This is a genomic window from Enterobacter mori, from assembly GCF_025244905.1.
In the GTDB taxonomy this organism is placed as follows: domain Bacteria; phylum Pseudomonadota; class Gammaproteobacteria; order Enterobacterales; family Enterobacteriaceae; genus Enterobacter; species Enterobacter mori_A.
In genome coordinates, this window is sequence record NZ_CP104285.1 from 1054921 (window position 1) to 1080734 (window position 25814).

The window sequence follows — 25814 nt, forward strand, 5'->3', positions numbered from 1 at the left end:
GCGCTAAAAGACCATAACAGTTGGCTCCCCCGATACCTTAGAGCATCTTGATGATTTTTGCCGGATTGCCGCCAACGACAGCATTGGCCGGTACATCTTTTGTCACAACCGCGCCGGAAGCCACCACCACATTATCACCCAGCGTGACGCCAGGATTAATGACGGCGCGTCCGCCAATCCAGACGTTATTACCAATGGTCACGGGCTTACCAAACTCGACGCCGCTGTTGCGTTCATCGGGATCCAGCGGATGAGTTGCCGTGTAGATATGCACACCCGGTGCCAGCATGCAGTTGTCGCCAATATGAATAGGGCAGACATCCAGCATCACGCAATCGAAGTTAGCGTAAAATTCTTTACCCAGGTAAATGTTGTAGCCGTAGTCACATCGGAAACTCGGCTCGATATACGCGCCTGCGCTTTGTCCTAAAAGCTCCGCCAGAATAGTCTGGCGTTCAGTTTTCGCGTCGGGGGCGGTGTGGTTATAGCGGTGAATCAGATGGCGGGCTCGCAGTCGATCGGCCCGTAACGTCTCATCACCAGGGCAGTAATGTTCACCTGCAATCATCTTCTGTTTTTCTGTGCTCATACAAGAACCTCTCTGGATATCATTACTGCAGAGTAATAGGGATAGGCCAGAAAGGGAACGTTCCCGGAAAACCTGTGTGATAACAGTCACAACAATGTTGCGGATGAGCACGTTTTACACGGAGACCTGCTTTCGCACAGGGAGCGTAAGTCGAAAGGTGTATACAAATCAGAACGTGACGTAGAACCTCTACAGACACGCGTTAAAGATTAACGAACAAATTTCCATACTGACGTTGGGATTTTGTCATACAGCTTATTCATGGTCAGCTCAGCAAGCCGATGGTCAGCGGCTGAATAAAATACAGCCAGTTCATTATCAGACAGCTCGTATTTATTTTTTTCGATGACACGTTCGAGTGTGTCTATTGACTGACAACGTCGCAAGCGCATCAAATAATCGACTTTTGTTAATGGTTTATCAGACATAAATTCACCTTAGTAATTGTAATAATTTTAACAGGAAAGACTAACCGGGTTTGCTCTGCTCACGTTGACGAAGCAGCGGAATAGCCGATTTCCCGATTTACGCCATTTTTGCAAATCCTGGGCGTTAATGCCGTAGCTACTGAACAACATAAAGGTGTCGTCCAGGTATTCGTCAATTTGCTCAATGAGCTTATTATCTTCATTGTACTTAATTTTATAATTAAGTGCGAAGGTTGCAATATGCTCTATCAGCTCGTTCAACTGTAAATTGATCGCAGACGTTGGGTCATTCACCCAGCCATGGTTACTTTCATCAAGATTGGCAAGGCAGTCATGGTACAAGGATTCGCAGAGAAATTTCAACTGCGCGATATCATGCCTTTTTGGCGAGTACTCGTCCATAGCGCATCCCCTTCTGAGTGATTTCTTACTCACCGAACATCATGTCGGGATGGATACAACATACTTAGCCGCACGGGTGCTGTGTTCCTGATAACTCTAACTATAAGCCACTCTGATCGAGATTTCACCGCGCTATTACGAAAAATTACAATTAAAACCTGATACTGCGAGCGTTTACGCAATTGCACGGCCTGACCAGAACGTTTTTATCCGAATTAACACTGGCTTTTTATCGCTTCCTTACGTTTCATTGATTTAGCTTAAACAGTCAGACGAAACCAGATTCGGACTTTTCTTTGTCCACAGTGATGCTAGGAATATTCCTAATAATTTAGGCGGCGAAATGAAATTAAAAAAATCATGAATTCGCCGATTAAGTTTTCAGTTATTTATGATATGTCTTATTAAGATGACAGAAAATAAATAGCACTACAATAAGCGTAATTTATGATTTTTTTGAAATGAAAAAGGCCGCAAATGCGGCCTTTTTATCATATGAAACCGGTATCAGTGAGGTTATACCGAATGATGGTGTTCAACGTCTTCATTCTTACGGCTGAAGCGGCGGCGAACCACCACGAAAAACACCGGTACGAAGAAGATCGCAAGAACCGTCGCGGTTACCATCCCACCCATTACGCCGGTACCTACTGCGTTCTGCGCGCCGGAGCCCGCACCGGAGCTGATAACCAGCGGCATTACGCCGAGGATAAACGCCAGGGACGTCATCAGGATTGGACGCAGACGCATACGAACGGCTTCGAGCGTCGCCTCAATCAGACCTTTGCCTTCTTTCTCCATCAGATCTTTGGCGAATTCCACGATAAGTATCGCGTTCTTCGCCGACAAGCCAATGGTTGTCAGCAGGCCCACCTGGAAATAAACGTCGTTGGTTAAACCACGGAACGTTGCCGCAAGTAGCGCACCGATAACCCCCAGCGGAACAACCAGCATAACGGAGAACGGAATCGACCAGCTCTCATACAGTGCCGCCAGACACAGGAAGACCACGATCAGTGAAATGGCGTACAGGGCAGGGGCCTGGTTCCCGGACAGACGTTCCTGGTAGGACATACCGGTCCAGTCGTAGCCGATACCCGCAGGGAGTTTAGCGGCCAGCTCTTCCATCAGACTCATGGCTTCACCGGTGCTTCGACCTGGTGCGGCCTGACCCAGAATTTCCATTGATGGCAAGCCGTTATAGCGTTCCAGACGTGGTGAACCGTATTCCCAACGTGACGTTGAGAAGGCAGAGAACGGCACCATCTGGCCATCGCTGCCGCGAACGTACCAGTTGTTGATGTCGTTCGGCAACATACGGTATTGCGCTTCGGACATCACGTACACCTTCTTCACACGACCACGGTCGATGAAGTCGTTGACGTAGCTACCGCCCCAGGCTGCGCCCAGTGTGGTATTGATGTCGCTGATGGACACGCCAAGCGCCTGTGCTTTTTCCTGGTCGATGTCGATTTTATACTGCGGCGTATCTTCCAGTCCGTTTGGACGCACGCCGACCAGCAGGTCAGGGTGTTTAGCCACTTCGCCAAACAGTTGGTTACGCGCCTGCGTCAGTTTCTCGTGACCCAGACCACCCTGGTCAATCAGCTGGAAGTCGAAGCCGGTCGCAGTACCCAGTTCAACAATCGCTGGCAGGTTAAAGGCGAAGACCATCGCATCTTTAATCTGCGAGAAGGTTGCCATTGCACGGCCAGTGATCGCTTCAACTTTGTTCTCTTCGCCCGGACGTTCAGACCAGTCTTTCAGAGAGACGAAGGCGATACCGGTATTCTGACCACGACCTGCGAAGCCAAAGCCGTTAACCGCAAACACGGATTCGACGTTGTCTTTCTCTTTCGTCAGATAGTAGTCAGTCATTTCATCCAGCACTTTCTGCGTGCGCTCTTGCGTCGCACCAGCAGGAAGCTGAGCCATACTCAGGAATACCCCCTGGTCTTCGTCTGGCAGGAACGAACTTGGCAGACGAACAAACAGGAAAGCCATGCCCACCACGATGATGATATAGAGCAGCAGATAACGACCGGTGCTGCGCAGGATGTTACCTACGCTGTCGGTGTAGTGGTGCGTGCTCTTATCAAACATGCGGTTAAACCAGCCGAAGAACCCTTTGTGCTCGCCATGACCGCCTTTCTTAATCGGCTTCAGCATGGTGGCACACAGGGCTGGCGTCAGGATCAGTGCTACCAGCACCGACAGCGCCATCGCCGAAACGATGGTGATGGAGAACTGACGGTAAATCGCACCGGTAGAGCCACCAAAGAAGGCCATCGGGATAAATACCGCGGACAGCACCATTGCAATACCGACCAGGGCGCCCTGGATTTGCCCCATCGATTTACGGGTCGCTTCCTTCGGCGGCAGGCCTTCTTCCGCCATGACGCGCTCGACGTTCTCTACCACCACGATGGCGTCATCCACCAGCAAGCCGATGGCGAGCACCATCCCGAACATCGTCAGGGTGTTTATCGAGTAACCAAATATTGCCAGAACCGCGAAGGTCCCGAGCAGTACGACCGGCACGGCGATGGTTGGGATCAGCGTTGCACGGAAGTTTTGCAGGAACAGGTACATAACCAGGAAGACGAGGATAATCGCCTCAACCAGGGTTTTTACCACCTCGTGAATCGAGATTTTAACAAACGGCGTGGTGTCATACGGATAAACGATTTTCAGACCTGACGGGAAGAACGGTTCCATCTTCTTCAGTTCTGCACGGATAGCCGTAGCGGTGTCCAGGGCGTTAGCGCCTGTCGCCAGTTTGATACCCAGACCGGAAGCCGGCTTGCCGTTGAACTTCGCGATGATGTCGTAGTTTTCACCGCCCAGTTCCACTTTCGCCACGTCACGCAGTCGAACCTGAGAACCGTCCGGATTCACTTTCAGCAGAATTTTGCTGAACTCATCGGCGGAGGTCAGACGCGTCTGTGCGATGATCGAGGCGTTAAGCTGCTGGCCTTTCACCGGCGGCGTACCGCCAAGCTGACCGGCTGCCACCTGGGCGTTCTGCGCTTTGATCGCGCTGATCACGTCAACCGGCGTCAACTGGAAGTTGTTCAGTTTGTTCGGATCCATCCAGATACGCATCGCGTACTGAGAACCAAACAGCTGAACGTCACCCACACCTGAGGTACGGCTGATGGCATCTTTCATGTTGGCGCCCACGTAGTCGGAAATATCCTCCTGCGTCATGGTGCCATTGGTGTTGATAACGCCGACAACCATCAGGAAGCTACTGGACGATTTCTCGACGCTTACACCCTGCTGTTGTACTTCCTGCGGCAGCAGCGGCATCGCCAGCTGCAGTTTGTTCTGCACCTGAACCTGCGCGATGTCAGCATCGGTACCTGACTGGAAGGTCAGGGTGATCTGAACTGTACCGGTTGAGTCACTGTTAGAGGACATGTACATCAGGTTATCGATACCGTTCATGTTCTGTTCGATAACCTGAGTCACGGTGTCCTGCACCGTTTTTGCATCAGCCCCTGGGTAGGTTGCGGAGATCGTCACCGCCGGTGGCGCAATCGTTGGATATTGCGCGACGGGCAGCTTCAGGATCGCAAGTCCCCCAGCTAGCATGATGATTATGGCGATCACCCACGCAAATATGGGGCGATCGATAAAGAAATTAGGCATGTCTTAACGGCTCCTGTTTAAGTTAAGACTTGGTTTGTTCTGACTGGCCAGCGGCCGAAGCTTGTTGTTTATCGTCAGATTTCACTTCCTGTGCTTTTACCTCTGCGCCAGGACGTACTTTTTGCAAACCAGTAACAATCACGCGATCGCCATCTTTCAGACCTTCCGTCACCAGCCATTTATCGCCAATCGCCTGAGTGGCGGTGATATTGCGCGTTTCGACTTTGTTATCTGCGCCGACAACCAGTGCGCTCGCATCGCCGCGCGGCGTGCGGGTGACACCCTGCTGTGGAACAAGAAGTGCGGTTGGATTCGTGCCTTCCTCCAGACGCGCGCGGACGAACATACCTGGCAGCAGATTTTTGTCAGGGTTCGGGAAAATCGCACGTAAGGTGATGGAACCGGTGGTCTGGTCGACCGTCACATCAGAGAATTCCAGGGTACCTTCCTGCGGGAACTTGATACCGTCGTTAGTGATCAGCTCCACTTTGGCTTTGCCGTTTTCCTGTTTCAGGGTGCCGTTAGCCAGCTCCTGTTTCAGGCGCAGGAAATCGTTGCTGGACTGGGTCACGTCAACGTAGATCGGATCAAGCTGCTGCACGGTAGCCAGCGCATTGGTCTGCCCGTTTTGCACCAGCGCCCCTTCCGTCACGGAAGATTTACCAATACGACCGCTGATAGGGGAGGTCACTTTGGTGTAGGCCAGGTTAATACGCGCGGTTTCGACAGCTGCTTTCGCTGCCACCACGGCCGCGTTAGCCTGCTGGGCATCTGCCAGGGCGGTATCGTAATCCTGTTGGCTGATGTACTTAGTGCCGAGCAGTTTTTGGTAGCGGCTCAGCGTGAGCTGGGAGATTTTGGCAGCAGCTTCAGCTTTCGCCAGATCGCCTTTCGCGCTTTCATAAGACGCCTGATAGGTTGCTGGATCAATCTGATACAGAGACTCACCGGCTTTCACATCACCGCCTTCCGTGAAGTTACGTTTCAGGATAATACCGCTCACCTGAGGACGCACTTCCGCAATGCGGTAAGCACTTGTACGACCTGGTAATTCTGTGGTGATTTGTAGAGGTTCAGATTTGAGCGTAACAACGCCTACTTCTGGCGCCTGCTGAGCTCCTTGTTGAGCCGGTTTGTCGTCACATCCTGTTAGCGCTAAGCTGCCTGAGAGCATCAGAACGACCGCCAGAGGCGTTAACCCTCTGTTTTTGTTCATATGTAAACCTCGAGTGTCCGATTTCAAATTGATCAAGGGTCCTGAGTCTAAAAACCCATTGCTGCGTTTATATTATCGTCATGCTATGGTACATACATTCATAAATGTATGTAAATCTGACTCCTGTAAATTCACTGACATATGGCACGAAAAACCAAACAACAAGCGCTGGAAACCCGACAACACATTCTGGATGTGGCGATTCGTTTGTTCTCTCAGCAGGGTGTGTCATCAACCTCGCTGGCGCAGATTGCTCAGGCCGCGGGCGTCACGCGGGGAGCGATTTACTGGCATTTTAAAGACAAGTCAGATCTGTTTGGTGAAATCTGGGAGCTTTCAGAATCCAACATTAGCGATCTAGAGACTGAGTATCGGGCAAAATTCCCCGACGATCCACTCTCTGTATTAAGAGAAATTCTAGTATATATCCTTGAAGCAACGGTAGTTGAAGAACGTCGCAGGCTAATGATGGAAATTATTTTTCATAAATGCGAGTTCGTGGGCGAAATGGCGGTCGTCCAGCAGGCGCAGCGTAGCCTGTGTCTGGAGAGCTATGACCGTATCGAACAGACGTTAACGCAATGTATTCAGGCAAAAACGTTACCGGCCAACCTGCTGACGCGACGCGCTGCCATCCTGTTACGTAGCTATGTCTCCGGGCTGATGGAGAACTGGCTTTTTGCGCCACAATCTTTTGATCTTAAAAACGAAGCGCGTAGCTACGTCGCCATCTTGCTGGAGATGTTGCAATTTTGCCCGACGCTGCGTGACGAAACCCCCTCCGTTCCAGCCTGACCGTCACCAGGATTTATCCTGGAGGTTCATGTTCTTGCTATTCTGCTTTCAGCGGGCGTGATATTCTTCACGCCGGACTATTTTCGGTCATTTCTCACATCATACTCACGACTATGCTGCTCACCAAACGCTCGCAACATCCTGTTCTTGCACTATTTTTCGCTATGGTTTTTTTCCTGGCTTCCGCGCCGCTTTCGTTTGCTCGCGCAGATAATGCCAGTGATATCCCTTCGCGTGCCGATGTTCAGGCGCAGCTGGATACGCTGAATAAACAAAAAGAGCTGTCGCCTCAGGAGAAACTCGTTCAACAGGATCTGACGGAAACGCTGGAAACGCTGGATAAAATTGAACGCGTAAAAGCAGAAACGGCTCAGCTTCGCCAGAAGGTCGCGCAGGCCCCGGACAACATGCGCAAGGCGACAGAGGCGCTGAGTGCGCTGAGCGACGTCGATAACGATGACGAAACCCGCAAAACGCTCGCCACGCTGTCGCTGCGTCAGCTGGAGTCGCGTGTGGCGCAGTTGCTGGACGATCTCCAGACCGCGCAGTCCGATCTCGCCACCTATAACAGCCAGCTTGTCTCGCTGCAAACGCAGCCTGAGCGCGTGCAAAACGCAATGTACACCGCGTCTCAGCAGCTTCAGCAGATCCGCAACCGCCTGAATGGGACGGATGTGGGAGATGGCGCGTTACGTGCTACGCAGCAAACGCTATTGTTGATTCAGCAGTCGTTGCTTAATGCGGAAATTGAACAGCAGCGTAAGAGCCTTGAAGGCAATACGGTACTGCAGGATACGCTGCAAAAACAGCGTGATTACGTCACCGCCAACATTAATCGTCTTGAGCACCAGCTCCAGCTGTTGCAGGAGGCGGTAAACAGCAAACGCCTGACGCTGACGGAAAAAACCGCTCAGGAAGCCGTATCGCCAGACGAGACCGCCCGCATTCAGGCCAACCCGCTGGTGAAGCAGGAGCTTGAGCTCAACCATCAGTTAAGTGAGCGTCTGATTCAGGCCACCGAAAGCGGTAACTCGCTGGTACAGCAGAATATTAAAGTCAAAAACTGGCTGGATCGCGCGCTGCAGGCGGAACGTAACATTAAAGAGCAGATTGCGGTTCTGAAAGGGAGCCTTCTGCTGTCGCGAATTTTGTACCAGCAACAGCAGACGCTGCCGTCCGCCGACGAGCTGGAGGACATGACCAACCGCATCGCGGATTTACGTCTGGAACAGTTTGACGTCAACCAGCAGCGCGATGCGCTTTTCCAGAGCGATACGTTTGTCGCCAAAGTGGAAGAGGGCCATTCCAGCGAGGTGAACCCGGAGGTTCACGACGCGCTGTTGCAGGTCGTCGATATGCGCCGCGAGCTCCTCGACCAGCTCAACAAGCAGTTGGGCAACCAGCTGATGATGGCCATTAATCTGCAGATCAACCAGCAGCAGCTGGTGAGCGTATCGAAAAACCTGAAGGAGATTTTGACCCAGCAGATTTTCTGGGTGAACAGCAACAAGCCGATGGACTGGGACTGGGTTAAATCCTTCCCGGAGACGCTGAAATCGCAAATCAAGAGCATGAAAATCACCGTTAACTGGGAAAAAGCCTGGCCTGCGGTGATGATTGCCTTCCTTGCGGGCTTGCCGCTGTTGCTGATTGCGGGCCTGATCCGTTGGCGCTTGAAATGGCTGAAACAGTATCAGGCCAGGCTGGCGTCGGAAGTGGGGCAACTGCGTAACGACAGCCAGCTACACACGCCGAAAGCGATCCTGATTGACTTGATCCGCGCGCTGCCGGTCTGTCTGCTGATTCTTGCCGCCGGGCTGATTCTGCTCACGATGCAGCTCAACATCAGCGATCTGCTCTGGGCGTTCAGCAAAAAACTGGCGCTGTTCTGGCTGGTGTTTGGTCTCTGCTGGAAAGTGCTGGAAAAAGACGGGGTGGCGGTACGCCACTTCAACATGCCTGAAAAACTTACCAGCCACTGGCGCCGCCAGATTGTGCGGATCAGCCTCGCGCTGCTGCCGCTGCACTTCTGGTCTGTCGTGTCTGAACTCTCACCGCTGCATTTGATGGACGACGTGCTGGGGCAGTTGGTTATTCTGCTGAACCTGCTGCTGATTGCCGTTCTGATGTGGCCGATGTGCCGCGACAGCTGGCGCGATAAAGAGTCCCACAACCTTCGTCTGGCGACCGTAACGGTGCTGGCGCTCATTCCGCTGGCGCTGATGGTGCTGACGGCAACGGGCTACTTCTATACCACGCTGCGCCTGTCAGGCCGCTGGATCGAAACGGTTTATCTGGTGATTGTCTGGAATCTGCTGTTCCAGACCGTGCTGCGCGGGTTGAGCGTGGCGGCGCGGCGTATCGCCTATCGCCGTGCGATTGCGCGCCGTCAGCATCAGGTGAAAGAGGGTGCAGAAGGCGCGGAGCCGCAGGAAGAGCCGACCATTGCGCTGGAGCAGGTCAACCAGCAAACCATGCGTATCACGATGCTGGTGATGGTGGCGCTGTTTGGGGTGATGTTCTGGGCCATCTGGTCTGATTTGATCACCGTTTTTGCGTACCTCGACAGCGTTAAGCTCTGGCAGTACAGCGGCACCGAGGCAGGTGTGACGGTGATGAAAAGTGTGACCATGGGCAGCCTGCTCTTTGCCCTGGTGTCGCTGGTGGTCGCCTGGGCGCTGATCCGCAACCTGCCGGGCCTGCTGGAAGTGCTGGTTCTGTCCCGCCTGAATCTTCGTCAGGGGGCGTCGTATGCCATCACCACTATCCTGAACTACGTGATCATTATCGCGGGTGCGATGACGGTCTTTGGTTCGCTTGGGGTTTCATGGGACAAACTGCAGTGGCTGGCGGCAGCGCTCTCGGTCGGTCTTGGTTTTGGCCTGCAGGAGATCTTCGGGAACTTCGTCTCCGGCCTGATCATTCTGTTCGAACGTCCGGTGCGTATCGGCGATACCGTCACCATCGGCACCTTCTCCGGCACCGTCAGCAAGATCCGTATTCGTGCGACCACCATTACCGACTTTGACCGTAAAGAGGTGATCATCCCGAACAAAGCGTTCGTGACCGAGCGCCTGATCAACTGGTCGCTCTCTGATACCACCACGCGCGTGGTGATCCGCCTCGGTGTGGCCTACGGTTCCGACCTGGATAAAGTGAAAGAGGTATTGTTAAAAGCCGCTAAATCACATCCAAAGGTGATGCACGAGCCCGCGCCGGACGTTTTCTTCACCACCTTCGGGCCGAGCACGCTGGATCACGAGCTGCGCCTGTATGTGCGTGAACTGCGCGATCGCAGCTACACCGTCGACGAACTGAACCGCGCGATCGACCGCCTGTGCCGTGAAAATAACATTAACATCGCCTTCAACCAGCTTGAGGTTCACCTGCGTAACGAAAAAGGTGAAGAGCATACGGAAGTGAAGCGCGAGATTAAGGGTGATGACCCCACCCCTCACCCTAACCCTCTCCCCTGAAGGGAGAGGGGACAGTCTGGTGCGGTCTGTTTTTACCCTCTCCCCTCTGGGGAGAGGGCAGGGTGAGGGGGTAATTTTCCCTCAAAATCCCGCCGCACAATCTCCAGCGCCTTCAGCACCGTCTCGGTGGGGATCTCATGAGTCTCCAGCAGCATAATCAAATCGACGGCCAGCTTGACCTCGTCGGGTGCTTTTTCCAGTGACATCTTTGTGGCTCCTGTTAACGGGTCAAACGTTCAATGACGCGCTCGATCTCATCCAGCGCCTGTCGGCAGCGGGCAATACGGCCTTCGAGGGCGTTAATTTCGCGCATCAATAACTGCTGCTCTTCCAGCGTTTCGCTGTTGTTCAGTCGGGATTCGCGCTCGCGTTTCATCTCAAACAGTCGGCGTTCAAACTCCTGGTTCTCCAGCCGTTTGCGCTGCCATTTGCCGAGTCCCGGTGACGCGCTGTCCCAAGCGCGCAGCGGCCAGGCGGCGATTTCGCGATGTAAAGCCGTAATCTGCTCGGTGAGATGTTCCGCCAGCCAGGCCACCTGTTCCTGCTGTTCGTTCTCTACCGCATGGCGCAACTCATCAAGATTTGTTTGCGCCTCAGCAAGATAGTCCTGAATTAACGTGCTACGGGTACGAAAAAGTTGCCGATCAAAACGCGGCTTCAGCGTGGCGTGTCCCATCAGCGGCGTGGCCTGCGCGCGCAAGGCGATCAGTTGATTTTGTAGCGTCTCAAGAAGCAAGGCTGTTTTCAAAACGCTCTCCAGTGGTAAAGTAGCCGTTCAGTTTGATAACGATTCGCATTATGCAGCGTACTATTTTAATCATCATTGGCTGGCTCGCGGTAGTGCTGGGCACGCTGGGCGTTGTTTTACCCCTGCTGCCGACCACGCCGTTTATTCTGCTGGCGGCCTGGTGCTTCGCCCGCTCGTCGCCGCGCTTTCACCACTGGCTGCTCTACCGCTCATGGTTTGGCGGCTATCTGCGTTACTGGCAAAAACACCGGGCCATGCCGCCCGGCGCGAAGCCGCGCGCGATCGCGGTGATCCTCATCACCTTCGCCATTTCATTATGGCTGGTGAAAATGATGTGGGTACGCATTCTGCTGCTGGCGATCCTGACCTGTCTGCTTATCTTTATGTGGCGGATCCCCGTGGTTGATGAAAAGCAACAAAAGCACTGAAGCCTCATCATGGCTGTTGCAATTATTGCGTACAGCCAGTAAATTCGACCGTTTTCGAGCACAGGCGCGCCTGGTTAAAGGTTAAACAATTGTTACCTTTGCCGACTCGTTGCGCGCCGTGAGTAACACTGTTTCACTTAGGCACAAACCGATGACCGCAACTGCACAGCAGCTTGAATATCTGAAAAACAGCATCAAAAGCATCCAGGACTATCCCAAGCCTGGCATTCTTTTCCGTGATGTCACCAGCTTGCTGGAAGACCCGAAAGCGTACGCGCTCAGCATTGAACTGCTGGTGGAGCGTTATAAAAACGCCGGGATCACCAAAGTAGTAGGTACCGAAGCTCGCGGCTTCCTGTTTGGCGCACCGGTTGCGCTGGCGATGGGCGTGGGTTTTGTGCCGGTGCGTAAGCCGCGCAAGCTGCCGCGTGAAACCATCGCAGAAAGCTATGAGCTGGAGTACGGCACCGATCAGCTGGAGATCCACGTTGACGCGATCAAGCCTGGCGATAAAGTGCTGGTAGTCGACGATCTGCTGGCAACCGGCGGCACTATCGAAGCGACCGTGAAGCTGATCCGCCGTCTGGGTGGGGAAGTGACCGACGCGGCATTCATCATCAACCTGTTTGATCTGGGCGGCGAACAGCGCCTGGAAAAACAGGGCATCACCAGCTACAGCCTGGTACCTTTCCCGGGTCATTAATCCCGGTCTTCACAACCTCGCTCAATGGGTGAGGTTGTGATAGCATTCCCCTCCATAAATTCACCTTCCAGCGTTGCAGAGCCTGCCCATGAGTTATCAGGTGTTAGCCCGTAAATGGCGACCACAAACCTTTGCTGACGTTGTCGGTCAGGAACATGTGCTGACGGCCCTGGCGAACGGCTTGTCGCTAGGTCGTATTCATCACGCCTATCTTTTCTCCGGCACCCGCGGCGTCGGTAAGACCTCTATTGCCCGTTTGCTGGCAAAAGGTCTCAACTGCGAAACCGGGATCACCGCTACGCCATGTGGCGTGTGCGATAACTGCCGGGAGATCGAGCAGGGGCGTTTTGTCGATCTGATCGAGATCGACGCCGCCTCGCGCACCAAAGTGGAAGACACTCGCGATCTGCTCGATAACGTGCAGTACGCCCCGGCGCGCGGCCGTTTTAAGGTTTACCTGATCGATGAAGTGCACATGCTGTCGCGCCACAGCTTTAACGCCCTGCTGAAAACGCTGGAAGAGCCGCCCGCGCACGTCAAGTTCCTGCTGGCGACCACCGATCCGCAAAAGCTGCCGGTCACCATTCTGTCGCGCTGCCTGCAGTTCCACCTGAAGGCGCTGGACGTTGAGCAGATCCGCGCGCAGCTTGAGCACATCCTTGATGAAGAGAAGATCGTTCACGAACCGCGCGCTCTGCAATTGCTGGCCCGCGCGGCGGACGGCAGCCTGCGTGATGCGTTAAGCCTTACCGACCAGGCGATTGCCAGCGGTGACGGCAAGCTCTCCACCGAGGCGGTTAGCACCATGCTCGGCACGCTGGATGACGATCAGGCGCTGTCGCTTATCGAAGCGATGATTGCCGCCAACGGCGAACGCGTGATGTCGCTGGTAAACGCGGCTGCCGCCCGAGGCGTGGAGTGGGAAGGTCTGCTTGTTGAAATGCTTAGCCTGCTGCACCGCGTGGCGATGCTGCAGCTTTCTCCGTCCGCCATCGGTGCGGATATGGCCGCCATTGAACAGCGGATGCGTGAGCTTGCCCGCACCGTGCCGCCTGCCGACGTGCAGCTGTATTACCAGACGCTGCTGATTGGCCGCAAAGAGTTACCGTTCGCGCCGGATCCGCGCATGGGCGTTGAAATGACGCTGCTGCGCGCGCTGGCGTTCCACCCGCGCATGCCATTGCCGGAGCCTGAAGTGCCGCGCCAGTCTTTCGCGCCGGTCGTCCCTACGGCGGTGATGTCCCCGCAGCAGGTGCCACCGCAGCCGACACCGCCGCCACAGCAAAACGTGCCGCTGTCGGATGCCACCAGTTCGGTGCTTGCCGCGCGCAGCCAGCTGCAGCGTGCGCAGGGAGTAACCAAACCAAAAAAGAGTGAACCGGCAGCGCCAGGAAGAGCGCGGCCGGTGAACAACGCCGCGCTTGAACGTCTGGCCTCGGTAACGGAGCGCGTACAGTCGCGCCCGGCACCGTCCGCGCTCGAGCAAAAAGCCCCGGTGAAAGAAGAGGCTTACCGCTGGAAGGCGACCACCGTTGTTGAAACGGTGAAGGAAGAGGTTGCCACGCCGAAAGCGCTGAAAAAGGCGCTGGAGCATGAGAAAACGCCGGAGCTTTCCGCGAAGCTTGCCGAAGAGTCCATTGCGCGCGACGCCTGGGCCGCCGAGGTCAGCAAACTCCAGCTGCCGAAGCTGGTCGAGCAGGTCGCGCTGAATGCCTGGAAAGAGCAGGACGGCAATCAGGTGCGTCTGCATCTGCGCCCTGGGCAACGGCACCTCAATTCCCCCGGCGCGCAAAAGGCGCTGGCCGAGGCGCTTGCCGCTTTACAGGGCTCACCTGTTGAATTGACTATCATTGAAGATGATAATCCGGCAGTGAAAACGCCGCTCGAGTGGCGCCAGGCCATTTATGAAGAGAAGCTCGCGCAGGCGCGCGAGGCGATAATTGCGGATAACAACATCCAGACCCTGCGACGGTTCTTCGACGCCGATCTGGATGAAGAGAGTATTCGCCCCATTTGATCGTGAGTCTGACTTACGGTTGTAATCCTTAAACGTGAAAAAGAGAGAAGCCTATGTTTGGTGGAAAAGGCGGTCTGGGTGGCCTGATGAAGCAGGCTCAGCAGATGCAGGAAAAAATGCAGAAGATGCAGGAAGAGATCGCTCAGCTGGAAGTCACGGGTGAATCCGGTGCCGGTCTGGTCAAGGTGACCATCAACGGTGCGCACAACTGCCGCCGCGTGGAAATCGACCCGAGCCTGCTCGAAGACGACAAAGAGATGCTGGAAGATCTGGTTGCCGCCGCGTTTAACGATGCCGCGCGCCGTATCGACGAAACCCAGAAAGAGAAAATGGCCTCTGTTTCCAGCGGTATGCAACTGCCGCCGGGCTTCAAGATGCCATTCTGATGCAAACCAGTCCGCTGCTCACGCAGTTAATGGAAGCACTGCGCTGCCTGCCGGGCGTTGGCCCGAAGTCGGCGCAGCGCATGGCGTTTACGCTATTGCAGCGCGACCGCAGCGGCGGGATGCGCCTGGCGCAGGCTCTGACCCGCGCCATGTCAGAAATTGGTCACTGTGCGGATTGCCGCACCTTTACCGAGCAGGACGTGTGTAACATCTGTACGAACCCGCGTCGTCAGGAAAACGGTCAGATTTGCGTGGTGGAGAGTCCGGCGGACATCTACGCTATCGAACAAACCGGGCAGTTTTCCGGCCGCTACTTCGTGCTGATGGGGCATCTCTCCCCGCTGGACGGTATTGGCCCGGATGATATCGGTCTCGACCGCCTTGAACAGCGTCTTGAGTCCGAAACCATCAAAGAGGTGATCCTCGCCACCAACCCCACGGTGGAAGGGGAGGCAACCGCTAACTACATCGCCGAACTGTGCTCGCAGTACGGCGTTGACGCCAGCCGCATCGCCCACGGCGTGCCGGTGGGCGGCGAGCTGGAAATGGTGGACGGCACTACGCTGTCGCACTCGCTGGCCGGGCGTCACAAGATTATTTTCTGACCAAACGGAGGCTGCACGCGTGGCCTCCGCTTGAAATTTTCCTCCCTTATCCCCATCTCTCACTCAACGTTTTACAACCCCATTAAATGGCATTGTTGAGGTCGACTTAGATGAAAGGACAAGAAACCCGTGGTTTCCAGTCAGAAGTAAAACAGCTTCTGCACCTGATGATCCATTCCCTGTATTCCAACAAAGAAATCTTCCTGCGTGAGCTGATTTCCAACGCATCCGATGCGGCGGACAAGCTGCGCTTCCGCGCGCTGTCCAACCCGGACCTGTACGAAGGCGACGGCGAGCTGCGCGTGCGCGTCTCTTTCAATAAAGAGAACCGCACCCTGACCATTGCCGATAACGGCATCGGGATGAACCGCGACGAGGTGATCGACCACCTCGGCACCATCGCCAAATCCGGCACCAAAGCTTTCCTCGAGTCTATGGGCTCTGACCAGGCGAAAGACAGCCAGCTGATCGGCCAGTTCGGCGTGGGCTTCTACTCGGCGTTTATCGTTGCCGACAAAGTCACCGTGCGCACCCGCGCGGCAGGCGAAAGCGCAGAGAATGGCGTGTTCTGGGAATCCAAAGGGGAAGGTGAGTACACCGTTGATGACATCACCAAAGCGGATCGCGGCACCGAAATCACCCTGCACCTGCGTGAAGGTGAAGACGATTTCCTGAACGACTGGCGCGTACGCTCCATCATCAGCAAATATTCCGACCATATCGCGCTGCCGGTTGAGATTGAGAAACAGGAAGAGCAGGACGGCGAAACCGTGGTCTCCTGGGAGAAGATCAACAAGGCGCAGGCGCTGTGGACGCGCAACAAGTCTGAAATTAAAGACGACGAGTACAACGAGTTCTACAAGCACATCGCCCACGACTTTACCGACCCGCTGACCTGGAGCCACAACCGCGTGGAAGGTAAGCAGGAGTACACCAGCCTGCTGTACATCCCGGCGCAGGCGCCGTGGGACATGTGGAACCGCGATCATAAGCACGGCCTGAAGCTGTACGTGCAGCGCGTGTTCATCATGGACGACGCCGAGCAGTTCATGCCGAACTACCTGCGCTTTACGCGCGGCCTGATCGACTCGAACGATCTGCCGCTGAACGTCTCCCGTGAAATCCTTCAGGACAGCACCGTCACCCGCAACCTGCGTAACGCGCTGACCAAACGTACGCTGCAGATGCTGGAAAAACTGGCGAAAGACGATGCGGAAAAATACCAAACCTTCTGGAAACAGTTCGGTCTGGTGCTGAAGGAAGGCCCGGCGGAAGACACCGCGAACGTCGAAACCATTGCCAAACTGCTGCGCTTCGCCTCTACGCATACCGACTCCTCCGCGCAGACCGTGTCTCTGGAAGAGTACGTCTCCCGCATGAAAGACGGGCAGGAGAAGATCTACTACATCACCGCCGACAGCTACGCGGCGGCGAAGAGCAGCCCGCACCTGGAGCTGCTGCGCAAGAAAGGCATCGAAGTGCTGCTGCTTTCTGACCGCATCGACGAATGGATGATGAACTACCTGACCGAGTTTGACGGTAAATCCTTCCAGTCCGTTGCCAAAGCCGACGAGTCCATCGACAAGCTGGCGGATGAAGTGGACGAAAGCGCGAAAGAAGCCGAGAAGGCGCTGGAGCCGTTCGTTGAGCGCGTGAAAACCCTGCTGGGCGATCGGGTGAAAGAGGTGCGCTTTACTCACCGTCTGACCGATACGCCGGCGATTGTCACCACCGATGCCGACGAAATGGGCACCCAGATGGCGAAGCTGTTCGCGGCGGCGGGCCAGGCGATGCCGGAAGTGAAATATATCTTTGAGCTTAATCCGGATCACCCGCTGGTGAAACGTGCGGCAGACACCCAGGACGACGCCCGCTTTGCCGAGTGGGTTGAACTGCTGCTGGATCAGTCTCTGCTGGCCGAGCGCGGCACGCTGGAAGATCCTAACCTGTTCATTAAGCGTGTGAATGCGCTGCTGCTGGCGTAATTAAACACCTGCCCCTCACCCAGCCCTCTCCCCAAAGGGGAGAGGGTATAATCGTCCCCTCTCCCCTTTGGGGAGAGGGTTAGGGTGAGGGGGAACCCTCGCACTATCCCAAATAATCTCCCCCCATTAACCGTTTCAGCCTTCCCGCCTTCCTTGAGCCACGCCCGTTCTGGTGGTATTGTTTAGCGCTTTTGAAAAATTGAAACGACATTTGAGGGGATTTTCGCAATGCGTATTATTCTGCTTGGCGCTCCGGGCGCGGGTAAAGGAACTCAGGCTCAGTTCATCATGGAGAAATACGGTATTCCGCAAATCTCCACCGGCGACATGCTGCGCGCCGCTGTTAAATCTGGCTCCGAGCTGGGTAAACAAGCGAAAGACATCATGGACGCAGGCAAGCTGGTGACCGACGAGCTGGTTATTGCTCTGGTCAAAGAGCGCATTGCGCAGGAAGACTGCCGTAACGGTTTCCTGCTGGACGGCTTCCCGCGCACCATTCCTCAGGCTGACGCCATGAAAGAAGCGGGCATCAACGTGGACTACGTGCTGGAGTTCGACGTACCGGACGAGCTGATCGTTGACCGTATCGTTGGCCGTCGCGTACACGCTGCTTCTGGCCGCGTTTACCACATCAAATTCAACCCGCCTAAGGTTGAAGGCAAAGATGACGTGACCGGCGAAGAGCTGACCACCCGTAAAGACGATCAGGAAGAGACCGTGCGTAAACGCCTGGTGGAATACCATCAGATGACCGCACCGCTGATTGGCTACTACAGCAAAGAAGCGCAGGCGGGTAACACCAAATACGCGAAAGTTGACGGCACCCAGGCCGTGGCTGACGTACGTGCAGAGCTGGAAAAAATCCTCGGCTAATTGCATCTCTCTCACCCGGATCCCCGGGTGAGAAAAATTCTCATCTTACCTATTACAGCAATGGGTTTCGTTTAAACGCATTTCCGCTACAATTGACAACCTATCAAATGGTTAAGAGGCGTGAATGAGTCAGGCGAAAACCGGCATCCTGCTTGCCAATCTGGGCACCCCAGAAGCACCCACTCCAGCAGCGGTAAAACGCTATCTGCGACAGTTTTTAAGCGACACGCGCGTCGTGGATACCCCGAGACTGCTCTGGTGGCCCCTGCTGCGTGGCGTCATTCTGCCGATTCGTTCTCCGCGCGTGGCAAAGCTTTATCAGTCCGTGTGGATGGAAGAGGGCTCGCCGCTGATGGTATACAGCCGCAGACAGGAGAAAGCGCTGGCCGCCCGTCTGCCGGATATGCCCGTCGCGCTCGGCATGAGCTATGGAACACCTTCGCTGGAAAGCGCAGTGGAAAATCTGCTCGCGCAGGGCGTTGACCATATCGTCGTGCTGGCGCTCTATCCACAGTATTCGTGTTCCACGGTGGCTGCCGTCTGGGATGAGCTGGCGCGCATCCTGGCAACTCGTCGTCGCATTCCGGGCGTGACCTTTATTCGCGACTACGCGGATAACGATCTGTACATCCAGGCGCTTGCCAGCAGCGCGCGCGCGTCGTTTGAAAAACACGGCGAGCCGGATCTGCTGCTGCTCTCCTATCACGGCATTCCGCAGCGTTTCGCCAATGAAGGGGATGATTACCCGCAGCGCTGCCGCGATACCACCCGCGAGCTGGTCTCCGCCCTTGGCCTGCCGCCGGAGAAGGTGATGATGACCTTCCAGTCGCGCTTCGGCCGCGAGCCGTGGCTGACGCCGTACACCGATGAAACCCTTAAAATGCTGGGTGAGAAGGGCGTGAAGCACATTCAGGTGATGTCGCCGGGCTTCTCGGCCGACTGTCTGGAAACGCTGGAGGAGATTGCGGTTCAAAACCGGGAATTTTTCCTTGAAGCTGGCGGGGTGAAGTACGAGTACATTCCGGCACTTAACGACTCCCCTGAGCATATCGACATGATGGTCTCGCTGGTGACAAACAGTCGCTGATCGCGCTTGAGGCCGGGTTTGTGCTACCATTCCCGGCTTCTATTCCTTGCACAGTTCAGACCATGAAATTTCCCGGTAAACGTAAATCTAAACACTACTTCCCCGTTAACGCTCGCGATCCGCTCCTGCAGCAAATCCAGCCTGAAAATGAAACCAGTGCCGCTTGGGTGGTGGGTATCGATCAGACGCTGGTGGATATTGAAGCCAAAGTGGATGATGCGTTTGTTGCGCGTTACGGTCTGAGCGCCGGGCATTCGCTGGTGATTGAAGACGACGTTGCCGAAGCGTTGTATCAGGAGCTGGTGCGTGAAAATCTGATCACCCATCAGTTTGCCGGTGGCACCATCGGCAATACCATGCACAACTACTCCGTGCTGGCAGACGATCGTTCGGTGCTGCTCGGCGTGATGTGCAGCAATATCGAAATCGGTGGCTACGCCTATCGCTACCTGTGCAACACCTCCAGCCGTACCGATCTGAACTACCTGCAGGGCGTTGACGGCCCGATTGGCCGCTGCTTTACCCTCATTGGTGAGTCCGGCGAGCGTACCTTTGCCATCAGCCCTGGCCACATGAACAAGCTGCGCGCAGAGAGTATTCCTGAGGAGGTCATTGCGGGCGCCTCGGCGCTGGTGCTGACCTCCTATCTGGTGCGCTGTAAGCCGGGCGAGCCGATGCCTGAAGCGACCATGAAAGCGATAGAGTACGCCAAAAAGTACGATGTGCCGGTGGTGCTCACGCTGGGCACCAAATTCGTGATCGCCGACAACCCGGAGTGGTGGCAGGCCTTCCTGAAGGAACACGTTTCGATTCTGGCGATGAACGAAGAAGAGGCCGAAGCGCTGACCGGTGAAAGCGATCCGCTGCTGGCGTCTGATAAAGCGCTGAACTGGGTGGATCTGGTGCTCTGCACCGCCGGGCCTGTCGGGCTGTATATGGCGGGCTTCACGGAAGAAGAGAGCAAACGCAAAACCCAGCATCCGCTGCTGCCTGGTGCCATTGCCGAATTCAACCAGTTCGAATTCAGCCGCGGTATGCGCCATAAAGATTGCACCAACCCACTGCGTATCTACTCCCACATCGCGCCGTACATGGGCGGACCAGAGAAGATCATGAACACCAACGGCGCAGGTGATGGCGCGTTGGCTGCGCTGCTGCATGACATTACCGCCAATGCCTACCACAAAACCAACGTGCCGAACTCCAGCAAGCATAAGTTCAGCTGGCTGACCTATTCGTCGCTGGCGCAGGTGTGTAAATACGCGAACCGCGTGAGCTATCAGGTACTGAATCAGCACTCACCGCGCTTAACGCGTGGCCTGCCGGAACGGGAAGACAGCCTCGAAGAGGCATACTGGGATCGGTAACAGCAAACCCCTCACCCTAACCCTCTCCCCATAGGGGAGAGGGAACTTGAACACCCTCTCCCCTATGGGGAGAGGGCTGGGGTGAGGGGGCATACCGCACAAATCTTAACCCGTCACCGCCTCTTCAACCGGCGCTTTCTCCAGCAGCGTCAGCATCGTGTTCGCAATCTCACGCTCGCCCATTACCACCTTATTCGCGCCGCGCGCGGTGATGTATTCCACCTCATCGTCATAATGCGCGCGGGCAATAATTTCGATGGTCGGACACTTCGCGCGCGCGGAAGCCACAATCTCACCCGCTTCATAGCCGTTCGGAATGGTCAGCAGCAGCCAGCGGGCGCAGTCCAGATGCGCCAGATTCATGATCTCTTCGTTTGCCGCATTACCCAGCACCGCGCGAATGCCGCGCTCGCGCAGTTCGTCAACGCGGGTACGTGAGGTTTCAATCACCACCAGCGGAATGCCCTGCGCCATCAGCTTCTCACCGAGCAGGCTGCCCACGCGGCCAAAGCCAACCAGCAGCGCGTGGTTGCAGATATCCACCGGGATCTGCTTCTCTTCTTCAATGGCCTCTTCCAGCGTCTGCTCTTCCAGAGTTTCCGTTTTATCGAGGTATTTTTCCAGCAGGGCAAACAACACCGGGTTCAGCATAATGGAGAGGATGGCCCCCGCCAGCACCAGATTCTGACCGGCCTGCGGGAGTAGATTAAGCGCCATGCCGAGACCGGCCAGAATAAACGCGAACTCACCAATCTGCGCCAGGCTGGCGGCAATGGTCAGCGCCGTACGCGGCGAGTGGCCAAACATCCGCACCAGGAAGAAGGCGGCAACGGACTTACCAAAGATAATGATTGCCAGCGTGCCCAGCACCGCCAGCGGCTGCTGGATCAGAACCAGCGGGTCAAACAGCATCCCGACGGAGACGAAGAACAGCACGGCGAAGGCATCGCGCAGCGGCAGCGTGTCGTGCGCCGCGCGGTGGCTTAATTCGGATTCGTTTAGTACCATTCCGGCGAAGAACGCGCCCAGCGCAAACGAGACGTCGAACAGCTCTACGGCACCAAAGGCGATACCCAGCGCCAGAGCGAGTACCGAAAGGGTGAACAGCTCGCGGGAACCTGTCGCCGCAGTGCGGGACATGATCCACGGCACCAGACGGCGGCCCACCAGCATCATGATGGCGATAAAGGCCACAACCTTACCGATGGTGATGCTCATATCCAACGCCAGCGAGGCGAAGCCGACGTTGTCTTTTTCCATCATCCCGGCGACGGCGGGCAGCAGCACCAGCGTTAACACCATCACCAGATCTTCAACAATCAGCCAGCCTATCGCGATTTGCCCGCGCTGACTGTCTATCAGCTGCCTCTCTTCAAGCGCGCGCAGCAGCACCACGGTACTGGCGGTTGAAAGACACAGCCCAAACACGATGCCGGTCATCAGCGACCAGCCCAGTACCGCGGAAAGCGCCATTCCCAGCAGCGTCGCCACCCCTATCTGGGCGATCGCTCCCGGTATGGCGATAGACTTTACCGCCATCAGATCCTTCAGTGAAAAATGCAGACCGACGCCAAACATCAGCAGAATCACGCCTAATTCCGCCAGTTCTGGAGCCAGTTTGGTATCCGCCACGAAACCCGGCGTAAAAGGACCCGCCAGTACACCCGCTAACAGATAGCCGACAAGAGGAGAAATACGCAATTTATTGGCAATCATGCCAAGGATAAAAGCGAGCACAAGTCCACCAACAATGGTGGTGATAAGCGGTGTGGCGTGGTGCATTCCGTCTCCTTTCGTGGTGAGTGTTCCATTTTTGGCATAAATACCAAAAGACCAGGTAATAGTTTATGACAATTTTTACCCTTATGTTTATGAATAATTGTTGAAGTTTGAATAAAAGAGCAATAAGCGTGAAAAAAAGCCCTTTTGGACAAGTTTGATGATAAAGGTGAGAAGAAACCCTTATGGCATAAGGGGGAAAGGTCGCCAGGGTTTAACTTTGGCGACCTCTAAATTACGCTTTGTGGCGGTTATCAGGCAGGAATATGGTCAATATCCCCAGAAGTGGAAGGAAAGCACAGATTTTATAAACCAGGAAGATGCTGGTGTGATCAGCAACCATGCCCAACACCGCCGCACCAAGGCCGCCCATGCCGAAGGCAAATCCGAAAAAGAGACCGGAAACCATGCCGATACGCCCTGGCAGCAGCTCCTGTGCGTAGACCAGAATGGCCGAGAAGGCTGAGGCCAGAATAAAACCGATAATGACGGTTAAAATCCCCGTCCATTCCAGGCTTGCGTAGGGCAAAATAAGCGTGAAGGGTGCAACACCGAGGATTGAGCCCCAAATCACATATTTACGCCCAATTTTGTCGCCTACAGGCCCGCCAATCACCGTCCCTGCGGCCACCGCAAACAGGAAGGCAAACAGGTGGAACTGCGCATTTTGTACCGATAATCCGAATTTTTGCATCAGATAAAAGGTGTAATAGCTGCTGATGCTCGCCATATAGAAATATTTCGAGAAAATCAGCACCAGAAGCACGCTTACCGCCAGAATAACCTTGTTACGGGGAAGGGGATTGATAACCTTTGCTACAGGTTTGCCCTTGTTCACGCGATGCTGCGCGGCATACCAGCGGCTGATTTGCGCCAGTACTACAATCGCCAGCAGCGCGGCCAGCACAAACCACGCCACGTTGCCTTTACCGTACGGAGCGATGATCACCGCGGCCAGCAGCGGGCCGAGGGAACTGCCAAAGTTACCGCCTACCTGGAACAGGGACTGCGCCAGCCCGTGGCGCCCACCGGAGGCCATACGCGCCACGCGGGAGGATTCCGGATGGAAAACGGACGAGCCTGTCCCCACCAGCGCGGCGGCGATAAGCACCGCTTCAAAACTGCCCGCGATTGCCAGCAGCACCAGCCCGCTTAAGGTAAAACACATGCCAATGGGGAGCGACCACGGCATTGGGTATTTATCCGTCCAGTAACCGACCACCGGCTGCAGCAGCGACGAGGCCATCTGGAAGGTGAGGGTGATCATCCCGATCTGTACGAAGGTTAACGAGAACTCGGACTGCAGCAGCGGGTAGATTGCCAGGATTAGCGACTGGATCATGTCGTTGAGCAGGTGCGAGAGACTGATTGCGCCTAAAACTTTAAAGGAAGTGCGCGATTTTGGCGGCGACGCCGGAGCGCCCGGGACGGGCTGGGTTGATTCACTGATTGCCATAAATACCACGTCGATTTGTTATAAGAAATGCAGGGTGTAATTATTATCCGACTAACATACCCGTCCGTGACATTTGAAGAAAGTCGCAATTCTGAAAACTTATTTGTCTATTCTTGTGAGTCACTGTAATTTTTGCGTTTGTCTATTGGTCAGGGAGAGAGATGATGAAGTTAATGAAGCGCGGCGTCGCGCTGGCGTTGATAGCGGCCTGGGGGCTGACAAGCCTGCCCGCACAGGCGTATGAAAAAGACAAAACCTATAAAATTACCATTCTGCATACCAACGATCACCACGGTCATTTCTGGCGCAGTGAATACGGCGAATATGGTCTGTCGGCGCAAAAAACGCTGGTAGATGGCATTCGCAAAGAGGTCGCTGCAGAAGGCGGTAGCGTGCTGCTGCTCTCGGGCGGGGATATCAATACCGGCGTGCCGGAATCTGATTTACAGGATGCCGAGCCTGATTTTCGCGGCATGAATCTGATTGGCTACGACGCGATGGCCGTGGGTAACCATGAATTCGATAACCCGCTGAGCGTGCTGCGCCAGCAGGAGAAGTGGTCTAAATTCCCGTTCCTCTCTGCCAATATTTATCAAAAGAGCACCGGCGAACGCCTGTTTAAACCCTGGGCGCTGTTCAAGCGTCAGGACTTAAAAATTGCGGTCATTGGCCTAACCACCGACGACACGGCCAAAATTGGCAACCCTGAGTTCTTCACCGATATCGAATTCCGTAAACCGGCAGACGAAGCGAAGCTGGTGATTCAGGAGTTACAGCAGAACGAAAAACCGGACGTGATTATCGCCACCACCCACATGGGCCACTACGATAACGGCGAGCACGGCTCCAATGCGCCCGGCGACGTCGAGATGGCGCGCAGCCTGCCTGCTGGCTCGCTGGCAATGATTGTGGGTGGTCACTCACAAGATCCGGTGTGTATGGCGTCCGAGAACAAAAAGCAGGTGGACTACGTGCCGGGCACGCCGTGCGCGCCGGACCGTCAGAACGGTATCTGGATTGTGCAGGCCCACGAATGGGGTAAATACGTGGGTCGTGCAGATTTCGAGTTCCGTAACGGCGAAATGAAGCTGGTTCACTATCAGCTCATCCCGGTCAACCTGAAGAAGAAAGTGACCTACCCGGACGGTAAAAGTGAGCGCGTACTTTACACGCCTGAGATTGCAGAGAACCAGCAGATGCTCTCCCTGCTGACGCCGTTCCAGAACAAAGGCAAGGCGCAGCTGGATGTGAAGATTGGTACGCTCAATGGTCGCCTGGAAGGGGACCGCAGCAAAGTCCGCTTCGTACAGACCAACATGGGCCATCTGGTGCTGGCGGCGCAAATAGCGCGCACTGGCGCTGACTTTGGCGTAATGAGCGGCGGCGGTATTCGTGATTCCATCGAAGGTGGAAACATCACCTATAAAGACGTGCTGAAGGTACAGCCGTTCGGCAACGTGGTGGTGTATACGGATATGAGCGGGAAAGAGGTGGTTGACTATCTGACCGCGTTAGCCCAGATGAAGCCGGACTCGGGCGCCTATCCGCAGTTTGCTAACGTCAGCTTTGTGGCGAAGGACGGCAAGCTTAACGATCTGAAGATCAAGGGCGAACCGGTTGACCCGGCCAAAACGTACCGTCTGGCAACGTTAAGCTTTAACGCCACGGGCGGCGACGGCTATCCGCATATTGATAATAAACCGGGATACGTGAACACCGGCTTTATCGATGCGGAAGTGCTGAAGCAGTTCATCGAGCAGAATTCACCGATTGATGTGAATACTTATGAGCCGAAAGGCGAGGTGAGCTGGCAGTAGTGC

General features: G+C 55.2%; 21 protein-coding genes and 1 other annotated feature. Of the genes, 12 read left to right on the plus strand and 9 right to left on the minus strand.

The window, feature by feature from the left end; genetic code table 11:
• Positions 1-37 precede the first annotated feature (37 nt).
• The 5 genes from maa to acrA form a co-directional block, all read right to left on the minus strand.
• Positions 38-589, minus strand: a complete 552-nt coding sequence (gene maa, locus N2K86_RS04985) for a maltose O-acetyltransferase (protein WP_260660675.1) — start codon at positions 587-589, stop codon at positions 38-40.
• A 209-nt stretch (positions 590-798) separates the two neighbouring features.
• A complete protein-coding gene (locus N2K86_RS04990; RefSeq protein ID WP_010428174.1) occupies positions 799-1017 on the minus strand; it encodes an HHA domain-containing protein in 219 nt (72 codons plus the stop codon).
• A 27-nt stretch (positions 1018-1044) separates the two neighbouring features.
• A complete protein-coding gene (tomB, locus tag N2K86_RS04995) occupies positions 1045-1419 on the minus strand; it encodes an Hha toxicity modulator TomB (RefSeq protein WP_008499288.1) in 375 nt (124 codons plus the stop codon).
• 516 nt (positions 1420-1935) lie between these two features.
• Positions 1936-5073 (minus strand): multidrug efflux RND transporter permease subunit AcrB, encoded by a 3138-nt coding sequence (gene acrB / locus N2K86_RS05000; protein ID WP_260660676.1) that lies wholly within the window; start codon positions 5071-5073, stop codon positions 1936-1938.
• Positions 5074-5095: 22 nt separating this feature from the next.
• Entirely contained in the window at positions 5096-6289 is a 1194-nt protein-coding gene (gene acrA / locus N2K86_RS05005; protein WP_260660677.1) for a multidrug efflux RND transporter periplasmic adaptor subunit AcrA, read from the minus strand.
• Between the two features lie 141 nt (positions 6290-6430).
• Here acrA and acrR point away from each other — a divergent pair, with 141 nt between their 5' ends.
• Both acrR and mscK read left to right on the plus strand, forming a co-directional pair.
• Positions 6431-7084 (plus strand): multidrug efflux transporter transcriptional repressor AcrR, encoded by a 654-nt coding sequence (gene acrR / locus N2K86_RS05010; RefSeq protein WP_260660678.1) that lies wholly within the window; start codon positions 6431-6433, stop codon positions 7082-7084.
• A gap of 113 nt (positions 7085-7197) precedes the next feature.
• Positions 7198-10560 carry a mechanosensitive channel MscK gene (gene mscK, locus N2K86_RS05015; protein WP_260660679.1) on the plus strand — a complete coding sequence of 1121 codons (3363 nt, stop codon included), beginning with the start codon at positions 7198-7200 and terminating at the stop codon, positions 10558-10560.
• 32 nt (positions 10561-10592) lie between these two features.
• On the opposite strand, the gene rsmS is transcribed toward mscK, so the two are convergent.
• Positions 10593-10766 carry a pleiotropic regulatory protein RsmS gene (rsmS, locus tag N2K86_RS05020; protein WP_260660680.1) on the minus strand — a complete coding sequence of 58 codons (174 nt, stop codon included), beginning with the start codon at positions 10764-10766 and terminating at the stop codon, positions 10593-10595.
• A gap of 14 nt (positions 10767-10780) precedes the next feature.
• Positions 10781-11308 carry a primosomal replication protein N'' gene (priC, locus tag N2K86_RS05025; protein WP_260660681.1) on the minus strand — a complete coding sequence of 176 codons (528 nt, stop codon included), beginning with the start codon at positions 11306-11308 and terminating at the stop codon, positions 10781-10783.
• 50 nt (positions 11309-11358) lie between these two features.
• Between priC and N2K86_RS05030 the strand changes: the two genes are divergently transcribed.
• The 9 genes from N2K86_RS05030 (at position 11359) to N2K86_RS05070 (ending at position 20759) form a co-directional block, all read left to right on the plus strand.
• Positions 11359-11736: a DUF454 family protein gene (locus N2K86_RS05030; protein ID WP_010428184.1), complete on the plus strand. Its 378-nt coding sequence runs from the start codon at positions 11359-11361 to the stop codon at positions 11734-11736.
• Between the two features lie 151 nt (positions 11737-11887).
• Entirely contained in the window at positions 11888-12439 is a 552-nt protein-coding gene (gene apt / locus N2K86_RS05035) for an adenine phosphoribosyltransferase (protein WP_000127359.1), read from the plus strand.
• An 88-nt stretch (positions 12440-12527) separates the two neighbouring features.
• On the plus strand, positions 12528-14456 hold the full coding sequence (gene dnaX, locus N2K86_RS05040; RefSeq protein ID WP_260660682.1) for a DNA polymerase III subunit gamma/tau: 1929 nt from the start codon (positions 12528-12530) through the stop codon (positions 14454-14456).
• Positions 13786-13850: a sequence feature (DnaX frameshifting element), on the plus strand. Its footprint overlaps the gene before it by 65 nt.
• Before the next feature lie 53 nt (positions 14457-14509).
• A complete protein-coding gene (locus tag N2K86_RS05045) occupies positions 14510-14842 on the plus strand; it encodes a YbaB/EbfC family nucleoid-associated protein (RefSeq protein WP_003858972.1) in 333 nt (110 codons plus the stop codon).
• Positions 14842-15447 (plus strand): recombination mediator RecR, encoded by a 606-nt coding sequence (gene recR, locus N2K86_RS05050; RefSeq protein WP_008499298.1) that lies wholly within the window; start codon positions 14842-14844, stop codon positions 15445-15447. Before N2K86_RS05045 ends, recR begins: the two co-directional genes overlap by 1 nt.
• A 110-nt stretch (positions 15448-15557) precedes the next feature.
• Positions 15558-17432: a molecular chaperone HtpG gene (gene htpG, locus N2K86_RS05055; RefSeq protein ID WP_260660683.1), complete on the plus strand. Its 1875-nt coding sequence runs from the start codon at positions 15558-15560 to the stop codon at positions 17430-17432.
• A gap of 228 nt (positions 17433-17660) precedes the next feature.
• A complete protein-coding gene (adk, locus tag N2K86_RS05060; RefSeq protein WP_014069168.1) occupies positions 17661-18305 on the plus strand; it encodes an adenylate kinase in 645 nt (214 codons plus the stop codon).
• A gap of 124 nt (positions 18306-18429) precedes the next feature.
• A complete protein-coding gene (hemH, locus tag N2K86_RS05065) occupies positions 18430-19392 on the plus strand; it encodes a ferrochelatase (RefSeq protein ID WP_260660684.1) in 963 nt (320 codons plus the stop codon).
• 62 nt (positions 19393-19454) lie between these two features.
• The gene (locus tag N2K86_RS05070; RefSeq protein WP_260660685.1) at positions 19455-20759 is read left to right on the plus strand and encodes an inosine/guanosine kinase; all 1305 of its coding nucleotides are present in this window, start codon (positions 19455-19457) and stop codon (positions 20757-20759) included.
• Positions 20760-20864: 105 nt separating this feature from the next.
• On the opposite strand, the gene ybaL is transcribed toward N2K86_RS05070, so the two are convergent.
• Positions 20865-22541, minus strand: a complete 1677-nt coding sequence (ybaL, locus tag N2K86_RS05075) for a YbaL family putative K(+) efflux transporter (protein ID WP_260660686.1) — start codon at positions 22539-22541, stop codon at positions 20865-20867.
• A gap of 232 nt (positions 22542-22773) precedes the next feature.
• On the minus strand, positions 22774-23994 hold the full coding sequence (locus N2K86_RS05080; protein WP_260660687.1) for an MFS transporter: 1221 nt from the start codon (positions 23992-23994) through the stop codon (positions 22774-22776).
• A 164-nt stretch (positions 23995-24158) separates the two neighbouring features.
• Between N2K86_RS05080 and ushA the strand changes: the two genes are divergently transcribed.
• Positions 24159-25811: a bifunctional UDP-sugar hydrolase/5'-nucleotidase UshA gene (ushA, locus tag N2K86_RS05085; protein WP_260661632.1), complete on the plus strand. Its 1653-nt coding sequence runs from the start codon at positions 24159-24161 to the stop codon at positions 25809-25811.
• Positions 25812-25814 lie beyond the last annotated feature (3 nt).